The organism is Amycolatopsis sp. NPDC102522 (assembly GCF_055584485.1).
Map to the genome: position 1 here is coordinate 42815 of NZ_JBVJLY010000021.1, position 12519 is coordinate 55333.

12 protein-coding genes are annotated in these 12519 nt (G+C 69.3%); 6 read left to right on the forward strand and 6 right to left on the reverse strand.

Features of this window, described 5'->3' with window-relative positions; genetic code table 11:
- Positions 1 to 29 precede the first annotated feature (29 nt).
- Positions 30 to 800, reverse strand: a complete 771-nt coding sequence (locus tag ACZ6YV_RS34270; RefSeq protein WP_465513554.1) for a glutaminyl-peptide cyclotransferase — start codon at positions 798 to 800, stop codon at positions 30 to 32.
- Between the two features lie 49 nt (positions 801 to 849).
- Here ACZ6YV_RS34270 and ACZ6YV_RS34275 point away from each other — a divergent pair, with 49 nt between their 5' ends.
- Together ACZ6YV_RS34275 and ACZ6YV_RS34280 are read left to right on the forward strand one after the other, a co-directional pair.
- Positions 850 to 1863, forward strand: coding sequence for a DUF3027 domain-containing protein (locus ACZ6YV_RS34275; protein WP_465513555.1), 1014 nt, complete (start codon positions 850 to 852; stop codon positions 1861 to 1863).
- Entirely contained in the window at positions 1853 to 4663 is a 2811-nt protein-coding gene (locus tag ACZ6YV_RS34280; RefSeq protein ID WP_465513556.1) for a sacsin N-terminal ATP-binding-like domain-containing protein, read from the forward strand. Before ACZ6YV_RS34275 ends, ACZ6YV_RS34280 begins: the two co-directional genes overlap by 11 nt.
- 15 nt (positions 4664 to 4678) lie before the next feature.
- On the opposite strand, the gene ACZ6YV_RS34285 is transcribed toward ACZ6YV_RS34280, so the two are convergent.
- Positions 4679 to 4906, reverse strand: coding sequence for a DUF2530 domain-containing protein (locus ACZ6YV_RS34285; RefSeq protein WP_465513654.1), 228 nt, complete (start codon positions 4904 to 4906; stop codon positions 4679 to 4681).
- Positions 4907 to 4986: 80 nt separating this feature from the next.
- Here ACZ6YV_RS34285 and ACZ6YV_RS34290 point away from each other — a divergent pair, with 80 nt between their 5' ends.
- From ACZ6YV_RS34290 to ACZ6YV_RS34305, 4 genes are all read left to right on the forward strand, one after another.
- Positions 4987 to 6444, forward strand: coding sequence for an NCS2 family permease (locus ACZ6YV_RS34290; RefSeq protein ID WP_465513557.1), 1458 nt, complete (start codon positions 4987 to 4989; stop codon positions 6442 to 6444).
- A 67-nt stretch (positions 6445 to 6511) separates the two neighbouring features.
- Positions 6512 to 6943, forward strand: a complete 432-nt coding sequence (locus ACZ6YV_RS34295; RefSeq protein WP_378244420.1) for a MarR family winged helix-turn-helix transcriptional regulator — start codon at positions 6512 to 6514, stop codon at positions 6941 to 6943.
- A gap of 107 nt (positions 6944 to 7050) precedes the next feature.
- Positions 7051 to 8310, forward strand: coding sequence for an MFS transporter (locus ACZ6YV_RS34300; protein WP_465513558.1), 1260 nt, complete (start codon positions 7051 to 7053; stop codon positions 8308 to 8310).
- The gene (locus ACZ6YV_RS34305) at positions 8307 to 8744 is read left to right on the forward strand and encodes a hypothetical protein (RefSeq protein WP_465513559.1); all 438 of its coding nucleotides are present in this window, start codon (positions 8307 to 8309) and stop codon (positions 8742 to 8744) included. Before ACZ6YV_RS34300 ends, ACZ6YV_RS34305 begins: the two co-directional genes overlap by 4 nt.
- Here the strand turns inward: ACZ6YV_RS34305 and ACZ6YV_RS34310 are convergent.
- From ACZ6YV_RS34310 to ACZ6YV_RS34325, 4 genes are all read right to left on the reverse strand, one after another.
- Positions 8741 to 9754 carry a hypothetical protein gene (locus ACZ6YV_RS34310; protein ID WP_465513560.1) on the reverse strand — a complete coding sequence of 338 codons (1014 nt, stop codon included), beginning with the start codon at positions 9752 to 9754 and terminating at the stop codon, positions 8741 to 8743. The two genes, ACZ6YV_RS34305 and ACZ6YV_RS34310, sit on opposite strands and share 4 nt — an antisense overlap.
- Before the next feature lie 110 nt (positions 9755 to 9864).
- On the reverse strand, positions 9865 to 10125 hold the full coding sequence (locus tag ACZ6YV_RS34315) for a hypothetical protein (RefSeq protein ID WP_465513561.1): 261 nt from the start codon (positions 10123 to 10125) through the stop codon (positions 9865 to 9867).
- Between the two features lie 493 nt (positions 10126 to 10618).
- Positions 10619 to 11608, reverse strand: a complete 990-nt coding sequence (locus ACZ6YV_RS34320) for a hypothetical protein (RefSeq protein ID WP_465513562.1) — start codon at positions 11606 to 11608, stop codon at positions 10619 to 10621.
- Positions 11609 to 11652: 44 nt separating this feature from the next.
- A complete protein-coding gene (locus tag ACZ6YV_RS34325) occupies positions 11653 to 12492 on the reverse strand; it encodes an SDR family NAD(P)-dependent oxidoreductase (RefSeq protein WP_465513563.1) in 840 nt (279 codons plus the stop codon).
- Positions 12493 to 12519 lie beyond the last annotated feature (27 nt).

Here is a 12519-nt window from a genome sequence, read left to right on the forward strand (position 1 = left end):
GCGCGTTCACCACTGCTTTCGCGGACTTTCTAGGTCACGGGGACGAACTTCACCCGGAACATCTTGGGCCAGAGCTTGCCGGTGATCAGGAATTCGTCGGTCCCGGGCACCGCCGCGATGCCGTTGAGGACGTCCGCGGAACCCCGTTCCTCGGAGGTGAGGAGCCCCGACGCGTCGATCTCGCCGGTGACCCGCCCGGTCGAGGCGTCGATCCGCAGGATTCGGTCGGTCTGCCAGACGTTCGCGTACACCGAGTCCCCGGCGCATTCCAGTTCGTTCAGCTGGTCACGTCCGACGTCGACGCTGCCTGTCGGCGCGAAGGACACGGGGTCGCGGAAGGTGAGCTTCGACGAGCCGTCGCTCATCACCAGCTGCCCGGTGCTCTCCCGGTGGCACAGGCCCCAGCCTTCGCCCGTGTAGTTCACGCGCCTGCGCTCGGCGAGGGTCTTGGCGTCGCGTTCGATCGCGACGCCGTCCTGCCAGGTGATCTGCCAGGCCGTCGGCCCGAGCACGGTGATGCCCTCGCCGAACAGTCCCGGCAGTTCCTGCCGGACCGACGGCGCCGCGCCCGCGGGTCCGGCCCGCATCGACGACTTCCCGACCAGGCCTGTCCCCTCGTACAGCGTCTCGCCGGAGAACTCGAGGCCCTGGGTGAAAGCGCCCGGGTCGTGCGGCAGCGTCGAGAGCACCCGCACCTTGAGTTTCGCGGGCGCGGGAGGGGCGGCGTCGCTCACCGGCGCGGCGGCGCAGCCACCGAGAAGGGCGGCCAGCAGGAGCGAGGTGGTCATCAGCGTGCGCACGCGGACAGCCTGACACGGACCGCGATATCGCGTGCGGCAGAATGGGGGCATGACCCTGTTGTTGACCCTGGACGACGGCTCTATCCAGCGCAAACTCGCCGAGGCGGTCGATCTGGCCCGCGCGGCGGTGCTGGACGACGCCGGTACCGAACAGGTCGGCGCGCACGTCGGCGTGGACCGGGAGGACGCGGTTTCCGCGAGCCACCTGTTCGAGGCGACTGTGACGGGGTATCGCGGCTGGCGCTGGTCGGTGACCGTCGCGCTCGCCGGCGATGACGAGCCGATCACGGTCAGCGAGGTCGTGCTCATCCCGGGTCCGGACGCGCGGGTCGCTCCGGCGTGGGTGCCGTGGGACCGCCGTGTCCAGGCGGGTGACCTCGGTGTCGGCGACATCTTCCCGGTGGAGAAGGACGACCCGCGGCTCGCCCCGGCGTACCTGGAGTCCGACGACCCCTCGGTCGAAGAGGTCGCCAAGGAGACCGGTCTCGGCCGGGTCCACGTGCTGTCGCGGCACGGCAGGCTCGACGCCGCCGCCCGCTGGCACGACGGCGAGTTCGGCCCGCGTTCGGACATGGCGCGCAGCGCGCCGGACGTCTGCGGGAGCTGCGGGTTCTTCGTGTCGCTCGCGGGGTCGCTCAGCGCGGTCTTCGGTGCGTGCACCAACGACATCTCCCCGGCGGACGGCCACGTCGTCGACGTCGAGTACGGCTGTGGCGCGCACTCCGAGATCGAGGTCGAGGTGACCTCGTCGGTGCCGGTCGCGGAACTGGTCTACGACGACTCGCTGATGGACTTCGAGTCCGCGCCGGAGGCGGCCGTCGAGCCTGCCGCGGCTGCCGAGCCCGAGGCTGAGCCCAAGGCCGAAGCCGTCGAGGCTGTCGAGGCCGAGACCGCCGAGCCTGCCGAAGCCACGGTCGTCGACGAGTCCGAGGCCCCGGTGGCCGAGGTGCCGGAGACCGCCGAGGTCCAGCCGGAGGTCGAGCCCGAAGCCGTCGTCGCGTCCGCCGAGCCGGAAACCGCCGTCGAAGCGCGGCCCGAAGCCGAAAGCGCCAGTGAGCACTGACCCGTTCGGAACGGAGCGGTTGCGTGCCGCCGTTCTGCGCGCGTGGGCGGATTCGCCGACGCGGTTCACCGAGGACACCAACACCGAGAACGACCTGCGGGTCGGCGGGTACCGGGACAGGCTGTTCGTCGAACTGGCGCAGAACGCCGCCGACGCCGCGTTGGCCGCCGGTGAGCGCGGTAGGCTCCGAGTGTCCGTTGTAGACGGTGAGCTGAGGTTCGCCAACACGGGCGCGCCGCTGGACGCCCGCGGTGTCGAATCCCTTGCCTCCCTTCGTGCTTCCGGTAAGGGCGACGAGACGGTCGGCCGGTTCGGCGTCGGATTCGCCGCCGTGCTCACGGTCTCGGCCGAACCGCGGATCGTTTCGGCGACCGGCGGGGTCGCGTTCTCCGCGGAGCGCACGCGAGCCGAGGCCGTCCGCTCCGGCGACGTTCCCGTGCTCCGGCTCCCGTGGCCGGTCGCGGACGGCGAACCTCCCGTACCCGAAGGCTTCACCACCGAGGTCCGGCTCCCGGTGCGCGAGGGCGTCGACGTCCCCGCCCTGCTGGCGGATCTGAAGAACGACATCGGCGATCTCCTGCTCACCCTGCCCTGGCTGGAGAGCATCGAGGTCGAGGGCGGTGCTTGGCGCCGTATCGACGTCGGCGACGGCGTCGTCGAACTCTCGTCGCCGGACGGTTCCGCCGAGCACTGGCAGGTCCATCGCGGCGACGTCGTCTGGGCCGTCCCGCTGGACGCGGCCGGTTCGCCGAGGCCGCTCGGGGACGACGTCCTGCACGCGCCGACGCCCACCGACGACGAGCTTTCCCTGCCCGCGAGGCTGATCGCGACGCTGCCGATCGAGCCGTCCCGCCGCCGCGCGCTGCCGGGGCCGGAGCTGACAGCGGCACTGAAGAACGCCGCGCGGGAGTATGTCGCTCTCGTTTGTTCCTTGCCTGGCAAGGAACGTCTGGCGCTGATCCCCGGTGCGTCCTTCCCGCGTTCCACTGTGGACGGAACGCTGCGGGAGTCCATTCTGGAGAATCTCGCCGATCTGCCCTGGCTCCCGGCGCAGGAAGGCGACGACCTGCCGGGGCGCCGGGCGCGGGTACTTTCGGTCGACGTGCCGGGCCTCGCACCGCTGCTGGCCGATCTCGTACCCGGCCTGATTTCACTGTCCGGTGTGGACCTTCGCGCTGTCGGCGCGCAGGCGCTTTCGCCCGCCGAAGCCATCGAACTGCTGACCGGGGCCCAGCGCGAACCGTCATGGTGGCGCTCGCTCTACGACGTGCTGCTCCCGGCGCTCGAAGCGCACGACCTCACCAAGGACGACCTCGGCGCCTTGCCCGTCCCGATGTCGGACGGCCGCACCTTGCCCGGTGTGCGCGACGCGTTGCTCGTCGGCGGCTCGGCCGAACTGCTCGAACTTCTGTCCGATGTGGACATCATCGGGCTTCGGCTCGTGCATCCGGTCGCGGCGCATCCGTTGCTGGAACGCTTGGGCGCCAAGCACGCCGAGGCCGGTGACCTGCTCGAAGCCGACGCGCTGAGCGCCGCTGTCGAGCGCAGTGTCGAAGACGTCCGGTCCGGTTTGGACGGTATGGCGCTCGCGGGCGCGGTGCTCCGCCTGATCGCCGAGGTCGGCGACGAAGCCCCCGATTGGGCCGGCGCGCTGGCTCTGCCGGGCGAGGACGGCTGGCGGCGTGCGGACGAACTCGTCCTGCCCACGTCGCCGCTGGGCGACATCTTCGACCCCGAGGTGTTCGAAGAAGACGGCGCCTTGTCCGTGCTGGACGAGGAATTCGCCGAAGACTGGCCGGTCGCCACGCTCGTCGCTGTCGGTGTGCTCGATTCCTTCGCGATCATCACCGACGACGAACCGCTGGAGCCCGAGCACGGCCTGCCCGAGGAACACGACTGGTGGGACTCGCGGGAGCGCCCGCCGTCACGGGTGCTCGCGGTGCGCGACCTCGACCTCGTCGGCGACGACGCCTGGCCGGAAGCGCTGCGGCTGCTCGCGGCCCGCCCCGAAACCTGGCGTGCCCTCACCGAACCCGGTGGGCACACCGGCTGGTGGCTCGCGCGGTACGCGCTGCTGGACGGGCACGCGCCGCTCGACTGGCGCATGCCGGAAGCGGCGACGCTGACCGGGCTCTACGACGTCGTCCCGGATTCGGGGCTGAGCAAGGAGATCCTGCTCGCCGCCGGAGTCCGGACAAAGCTGGGAACGGACGCCGAGGACGTCGAAGACCTCCTGGAGCGGCTCGGGGATCCCGAGCGCAAGGTGAGTCCGGGGCTCGCTTCCCGCGCGCACGCGGCGCTCGCGGAGTACACAGTGGACGTCAGGGCGCCGGATCGCGTCCGGGTCGCCGATGGTTCGGCCGTCGACGCTCGCGACGCCGTCTTCCTCGACGTGCCTTGGCTCGCCGCCGTGCTGGCGCCGGAGCGGATGGTCGTTTCGGCGGGTGGCGCCGTCGAGCTGGCGGAGCTGCTGGACTTGCCGGTGGCGAGTGGTCTCGACGCCAAGGTCACCGAAGACGGCGAGTACGTGCCGTGGACGGAGCTTTCCGCGCTCCGGCTGGCCGCCGATCAGCTGGGTGTCGAACTGCCCGACGGCGGGGTGCTGCTGCACGAGGCGCTGACGGTGACTTTCGAGGACGCGGAGCACGAGGTCGCTTGGTGGTCCGACGGCAGGCTGCACGCCGCCGACACCCCCGAAGGCCTCGGGCGCGCCTTCGCCTGGGCCACGGACCGGTGGGCCGATCGCCACGTCCTCACGGCCCTGCTCGAAGACCCCTCACCCTCCGCCCTCCTGAACTGACGAAACGCGGAGTAATCAGAGCCGTTGGGCGCTTTTCGAGCCGCGCCGGGCGGCGGCGCGCTGCCAGGCGATGATCGCGAGGCCGATGAAGCCGAGCACGAGGCCGGACAACGCCGTCTGCACCCAGATGCCGTCGGTCACAAAGAACAGGACCACGGTCGCGACCGCGCAGAGCGCGGTACCTACGATCACGACCGGCGTCAGGTCGGTCAGCCGCTTCGGCAGCTCCGGCGTTGGCCGCAATGAACCGTTTACTTCCCCGGAATTGATCGATTCGCCCACGTGGGGAAGGGTACCCGGCAAGGGGCGAAGGGTGGTACGCGATGGCGGAGCAGCGCACCCGGTCCACACTGGACCGGTATTTCAAGATCAGCGAGCGCGGCTCGACACCGGGGCGTGAGGTCCGCGGCGGCATCGTCACGTTCTTCACGATGGCCTACATCGTCGTCCTCAACCCGCTGATCATCGGCAGTTTCGCCGCTGACGACGCGGGCGCGCACAAGGACGTCCTCGGCAACATCCTCCCCGTGCCGCAGGTCGCCGCGGTGACGGCGCTGGTCGCCGGGGTGCTGACCATCATCATGGGGCTGGTCGCGAACTACCCGTTCGCGATCGCCACCGGTCTCGGCATCAACAGCCTGATCGCGGTCACCTTCGCCTCCCAGATGACCTGGCCCGAGGCGATGGGCCTGGTGGTGATCGAGGGCTTGGTCATCGTCCTGCTGGTCTTCGCCGGCATCCGGACGGCGGTGTTCAACGCCGTGCCCGCCCCGCTCAAGTCGGCGATCGCCGTCGGCATCGGCCTGTTCATCTGCCTGATCGGCCTGGTCGACGCCGGTTTCGTCCGCCGCGTCCCGGACGACGCGAAGACGACCGTGCCGGTCGGGCTCGGCATCAACGGCTCGATCGCGTCTTGGCCGACGCTGGTGTTCGTCGTCGGCCTGCTGGTGACCGGCATCCTGGTGGCGAAGCGGGTCAAGGGCGCGATCCTGATCGGTGTCCTCGCCTCGACCGTGCTGGCGATCGTCGTCGAGGCGATCACCAAGGTCGGCCCGTCGAAGGGCGTCAACCCGCAGGGCTGGAACCTCGGTTACCCGGCGCTGCCGGATCAGGTCCTCGGCCTGCCGGATCTGTCGCTGGTCGGTGAAGTCTCCTTCGGCGCCTGGACGCGGTTGCCGATCATCACCGTCGTGCTGCTGGTGTTCACCCTGGTGCTGGCCGACTTCTTCGACACCATGGGCTCGATGACGGGACTGGCCAAGGAGGGCGGGCTCCTCCCTGAGGACGGCAAGCTCCCCAACGTCGGCAAGGCGCTGTTCGTCGACGGCACCGCCGCGGTGGCGGGCGGCTTCGCGTCGTCGAGTTCGAACACCGTCTTCGTGGAGTCCGCGTCCGGCATCGCCGAAGGCGCCAGGACCGGGCTCGCGAACGTCGTCACCGGCGTGCTCTTCATCGCGGCCATGTTCCTGACCCCGCTCTACCAGGTGGTCCCGGTCGAGGCCGCCGCTCCGGCGCTGGTCGTCGTCGGCGCGCTGATGATGAGCCAGGTCAAGGAGATCGACTTCGCCGACTTCACGGTCGCCCTGCCCGCGTTCCTGACCATCGTGGTCATGCCTTTCACCTACTCGATCGCGAACGGCATCGGAGCCGGTTTCGTCAGCTACGTCGTGCTCCGCGCGGTCTCCGGCCGGGCGAAGGGCATTCACCCGCTGATGTGGGCCATCGCTGTCATGTTCGTGGCCTATTTCGCTGTTGGCCCGATCCAAGCCGCGTTCAACTGACCTGCGGTTATGTCAGCCGTGGGTGATCTCACGGGACGCTGTACCGATCGTGAGGTATGCTAACTATATGTCCGGAGACACGCACGAGCGCTCATTGGCGAGCCGCCTGCGTCTCGCGGTGGTGCGGCTCAACCGACGGCTACGGGCCCAGCGTGCCAGTGACGGCATCTCGCTGACCCAGGTTTCGGCGCTGTCCACGCTGCACAAATGCGGTGCGCTGACCCCTGGCCAGCTCGCCGCGAAGGAAGGCGTCCAACCGCCCTCGATGACGAGGGTGATCGCCGCGCTCGAGGAGATGGGTTACGTCGAGCGCAGGCCGCATCCGACGGACGGCCGCCAGGCCATCGTCGAGTTGTCCGGCCGTGGCCGGGCCTACGTGATCGAGCAGATCACCGCGCGGGAGATCTGGCTGGACAAGCAATTGGCGGAGTTGAGCGCGGAGGAACGCGAAACGCTCTCTCGCGCCGCCGAGATCATCGACAGGATGGCGGGGAACTAACAGCGGTGACGACCACGGGTAACGAAACACAGTGTCCTTCCAAGACCTCCGTTACCCGGGAACCCGCTCCACCTCCACCACCCACGCGTGACAAGCCGCGCGGGAGCATGTTCTCCTCGCTGAAGGTCCGCAACTACCGGCTCTTCTTCACCGGCCAGGTCATCTCGAACATCGGCACCTGGATGCAGCGCATCGCGCAGGACTGGCTGGTGTTCACCCTCAGCGGCAACGATCCGATCGCGCTCGGCATCGCGGTCGCCCTGCAGTTCACGCCGACACTGTTCCTCTCGTTGTGGGCCGGGGTGCTGGCGGACAGGGTCGACAAGCGGCGGCTGCTGATCGGCATCCAGATCGTCGTGCTGGCGCAGGCGATCGTCCTCGGCGCGCTCGACCTGAGCGGGGTCGCGGAACTCTGGCACGTCTACCTCCTCTGCTTCACACTCGGCTGTACGGCGTCACTGGAAGTGCCGGCGCGGCAGTCGTTCGTCGCCGAGATGGTCGGCAGGGACAAGGTCACCAACGCCGTCGCGCTCAACTCCTCGATCTTCAACATGGCCCGCATCGTCGGCCCGGCCATCGCGGGCTTCGCGATCACCTGGGTCGGCACGGGCTGGCTGTTCATGGCGAACGCGGTGAGCACGGGCGCCGTCATCACCGCGCTGGTGATGATGAACCCGGACAAGCTCTTCCGCGGCCCGGCCATCCCGCGCGAGAAGGGGCAGCTCGTCGAGGGGCTGCGGTACGTCCGGCGGCGCAGCGATTTGATGACCGTGATGGTGCTGGTGTTCTTCGTGAGCACGTTCGGCATCACGTACTTCACGTCGCTGCCGATCGTCGCCGCGAACGTCTTCCACACCAACGCCGACGGCTACGGGCTGCTGTCGACGCTGGTCGCCGTCGGCACCTTCACCGGCGCGCTGATGTCGGCCCGCCGCAACACTCGCGGCGGTCCTCGCGTGCGGCTGCTGCTGATCTCGGCGTTCCTGCTCGGCGCGTTCGAGGTCATCACCGCCTTCATGCCGACGTACCTGACCTTCGGCCTCGCGCTGATCCCGCTCGGCTACGCCACGATCACCTTCCTCAACACGGCGAACGCGCTGGTGCAGACCGCGGTCAGCCCGGAGATGCGCGGCCGCGTGATGGGCCTGTACGTGCTGGTGCTGATCGGCGGCAACCCCATCGGCGGCCCGATGACCGGCTGGATGGCCGACGCCTTCGGTGGCCGCTCGCCGTTCTACATCGGCGGTGCGATTTCGGCGCTCGCCGCGATAGTGTGCGCCGTCGTGCTGATCCGGCGCGGTGGGGTGAGCTTGCCGGTGCGGCGGTTCGGCAACGGGCTGCGCGTGCTGAAGAGGGAGCGAGTGTGAACAAACTCGGCGTCGAGCCGTCGGTGACCCGGTGGAACGACGGCGAGGCCCGGTTCCTGGACTGGACGATCGACGGCGTCGCGCTGCGCGACCTGGATCCCACCCAGCACCAGACGCCGTTGTCCCTGGACGACGACAGGTGGCGTGAGGCCGCCGTCGCGACGCTGTCACGGCTGCTGGGCGACCTGCCGGGCGATTTCGACGACGGCCGGGTCGCGTTGCTGTTCTGCCCGCTGTGCGGCGATCTCGGCTGCGGTGGTTACAGCGTCGAGGTCGTCTTCGGCGAAGAAGTGGTCGAGTGGCGGGATTACGGCTGGCAGTACGACTACGAGCCCCTCGACTCCGCTCAGGAGTTCGACTTCGCCGTGGCCCGGTTCGACAGGAAGGCGTACGAGACTCTGCTCCGCGACCTCCTGTCGAACTACCGGGCCTAGCGGCCGAGCAGCGGCGGCACCATCTTCCCGGCGAGCGCCTGGAGATCGCCGGTGCCCGTGAACTTCAGCGTCTTCCTGTCCGGATCGTCGGTGAGCTGCACGACGACGCCCCGCCCGTCGACCTGGGCGGGTCGCCCGGCGACGGTCGTGGTCGGGACGACGACCGCGGAATACTCGCTGTAGTCCGCGGTCACGCCGTTCAGCTCGCACGAGGCGAAGAACGTCGGTTTCGCTTTGTCCGCCGGGACGCGGAGCGCGCGACCGAGTTCTCCGCACAACAGCCAGGACATCACCGGAAGCGGTTTGTCCTTGAGCGGCCCGGCTTCGACCTGCTGCGGCGCGATCTCGCCGTCTTCGCCGATTTTCGGCAACTGCGGACCGGGCGGCATCGCGCCCGCGATCAGCGCCTCGGCGAGTGCCTTCGCCTTGCTCTCGGCGTCGGGGGCCTTGGAGGTCCTGCTGCGGAAGGAGACGAGCAGTACCGGCGAGGCGCCGTTGTGCGGCGCGACATCGACGAGTTCGACGCTCAGGCTGGTGCCTTCCTTGTCGGTGACGATGAGCGCGAGCTTGCCCGCGATGGTGGTCCTGACGGGCACACCCCGGCTCGTGTCCTCGGGCAGCGCGGGGATCATCTGCGCGCTGACGTCGAGCTGCGCGGTGACCGCGTGACAGCTCCTGCCCGCCTCCCGGAGCGTGCGGCCGCCGAGGATCTCCTCCCAGCGTTGCTCCGGGATCACCTGGCACAGCACCTGCGCGCCGGTTTCGTCCGTCAGCGCGGCCACCATCTCACCCGTCGGCATCGGGACCGGGCGGAGCGCGTTCGCGGCTTTGGCCGGCCAGACGTCGGGGAGCTTGCCTTCGGGCTCTTCGTTGCCGTTCAGCAGGGTGATCGCGACGAAGATGCCCACGCCGAACAGAAGCAGGACGCTGGTCAGCGCGCAGCCCGCCCAGATCCACATCGGACGGTCGGTCTTGCGCGCGATGGCGCGATAGTCGTTCGGGGTGGCCACGGGGTGAAGCTAGCCCGTCGGAGGCCCGCTGTCCGGCGAAACGCCAACCCGATGGGTGGATCCGGCAGCCTTCCGGACGGTGGGTGGGCCGGGTTTCGCGTATCCGGACCTCAGACGTCCCGGATCTCCTGCACCATTTCTCTCGCGCGGACCTTCCAATGGCCTCCACGCTGCCAACACCAGGCGAGGGCGTCCGGGATGGCCAGCAAGGGTTCCTCGAATGCGCGTAGGTGCCGGTATTCGAGCACATCGTGGCAGCCATGCTGTCGGACGGCTCGGTAGAGCGTCTTCCGGTCCAGTTCCACGATCGACTCGTCGCTTTCCAGCACGAGCATTCGTGTCCTGGCGCTCGCGAGGTCCTCGACCAACACGTCGAGGCAGGCTTGGCGCTGACGACGCCGATGGTGGGCGGCGCTGTCCGGGGAGGATCAGACCGCGCATGGCTCGGCGGGCGGACGTGAGGTCGCCTGAGAGCAGCGCGGCCGCCGTCACCAGGTAGCCGCCTTCCTTGCTCTCGTCGACGAACACGTGGCTGGTCATCCGGCCATTGTCGCGGAGAGGACCGACAGGAAGACGATCGTGACCTCTTTGGACGATCACTTCGAAAGCGGGTGAGGAGGCCACTCTCTCGTGTGTGAAGGCAACGGACCGCCGGAGGAACCGGACCGAAGTTCATCCGCGGCCAGGCGTCGTGAGTGGCTATTCGGGTTATATCGGGCCGAAAGGCAAATGTGGCATGTCGCGAAAGCCACTTTCGGGACGTCTGATGTCGCGAAAGTGGCTTTCGCGACATGCCCGGTGGTGGTGAAGGCCTTGCCTCCCGCCAGGACAATTTGCTTTCGGCCCGATAACCCGAATCCCCACTCACGACCCCAAAAGCGGAGCCACCACCTTCTCCGCCAAACCCCGCAGTCCCGCCTTCGAACCGCCACTCCACGAGAACTTCAACCCCTGCCCGGAACCGTTGTCCGTCAACAGAACGCTCAACTGCCCGGGACTCTCCGCGGCAGGGCGACCGGCCACCGGCTCACCGCGAAGTTCCGACAGGACAGCGGTGTGCTCGACCCGGACAGAGGAATCATCCGCCGCGGTCGCCGTGCACTTCCCGTCGAGGTAAGGGTCCGCGGTGCCGGCGGGAAGCCCCATCGCGCGTTCGAGTTGCGTGCACAGCTTCCACGAGAGTTCGGGCAGCGGAGCGTCGAGGATGCCCGCGCCCGGCTCGACGGTCTTCCGTTCGATGACGTCCCGCTTGTCGGCGGCGGGCAGTTTCGGGCCAGGAGCGAAAGCGCCGTTCAGTACCGCCTCGGCCAGTCCGAGCAGCATGCCTTCGCTCTGGTCGTGCTGCGGAGGGACGCGTGTCCAGCTGGTCTCGATCCGGAGCACTCGCTCACCGGAGTCCGCGAGCGTGACCTCCACAAGGGACGGTGAGCCGCCCGCGACGACCTTCGCCGGATGTCCGGCGACGGTCGCCTCCTTGGGCGTGGCCAGCCCGGGCGATCCGGCCAAGCCGGTGCGGTTCAAGGAGATCCGCACCCAGCTGTCCAGGCCGACGGCGTGGCAGGACTCACCGTGCTCGACCTCGCGCGCGACGTCGCCGCTCATCAGCTGCTTCCAGCGGTCCTCCGGGAGCGCCTGGCACAGCACCTGGGCCGCGGTCTCCTTCGGCAGCGCCAGCAGGGTTTCGCCGGACGGCATCGGCACCGGGCGCAGCGGACGGCCGCTCGCCGTCGGCCACTCCTTGGGCGGTTCCTTCGGCCCGAGCCCCTCTTCGTAGGTGGGGATCTTCGCCATGCAGCCCGCGCTGAGTCCGGCGATCACGCACGCCACCAAAGTCTTGACACCCCATGTGGTCACGCGCGCACGCTAGCGGATCATCACCGGTCAGGGGCGTGAACCGGCTACTTCCACCTGGCCGAGGGAGGCGGCTCCAGTGCCTCCCGCAGGTCTCCGCCGAGGGCGTTCGCGATGTCTTCGACGGTCCACGTGTCCCGTTCGAGGACGGGGTCCTTGATCGCGGTCTGCGCCAGGACGCACAGGATGTCGCCCCGGAACCGCAGGATCTGCCCGGTGACACCCGCGGAAAGATCGCTGAGCAGGTACGTCACCAGCGGGGCCACCCGTTCCGGGGTGTGCTCCGGGGTCTGGACGACGGTCGGGTCGGCGCGGGCCATCCGCGTCCAGGCCACCGGCGCGACGGCGTTGACCCGGATGCCGTGTTCGGTCAGATCGGCGGCCCAGGAGGCGGTCATGGAGGCGATGGCGCCTTTCGAGGCCGAGTACGCGGCCGCGCGGCGCTGGCCGATCATCGAGCCGGAGCCCACGTTCACGATCACGCCGCCGCCCCGCTCGCACATCACCTCGGCCGCCGCGGTCCCGCAGAACAGCGGGCCCAGCACGTTGACCTCGACCACCTCGCGCATCCGGGCCGGGTCGTCCGCCCACGGATCGGCGCGGTAGTTGACGCCGGCGTTGTTGACCAGGCCGTCGAGCGTGCCGAACTCGCTGACGCACTGGTCGATCAGCCCGGCGGCCTGCCCGGCGTCGGCGACCGAGCCGCCGTGGGACACGGCGCGCCCGCCCAGCGCGCGGATCTCTCCCGCGACTTCGTCCGCGAGCCCCGCTTCGACGTCGTTCACCACGACAGCCGCGCCCTCCGCGGCCGCGTGGTGCGCGAAAGCTCTGCCCAGACCCTGGCCGGAGCCGGTGATCACCACGGCCTTGCCACTCAGAAGATCCATGGGACCAGTGTGCCCGTCACCCGGAAG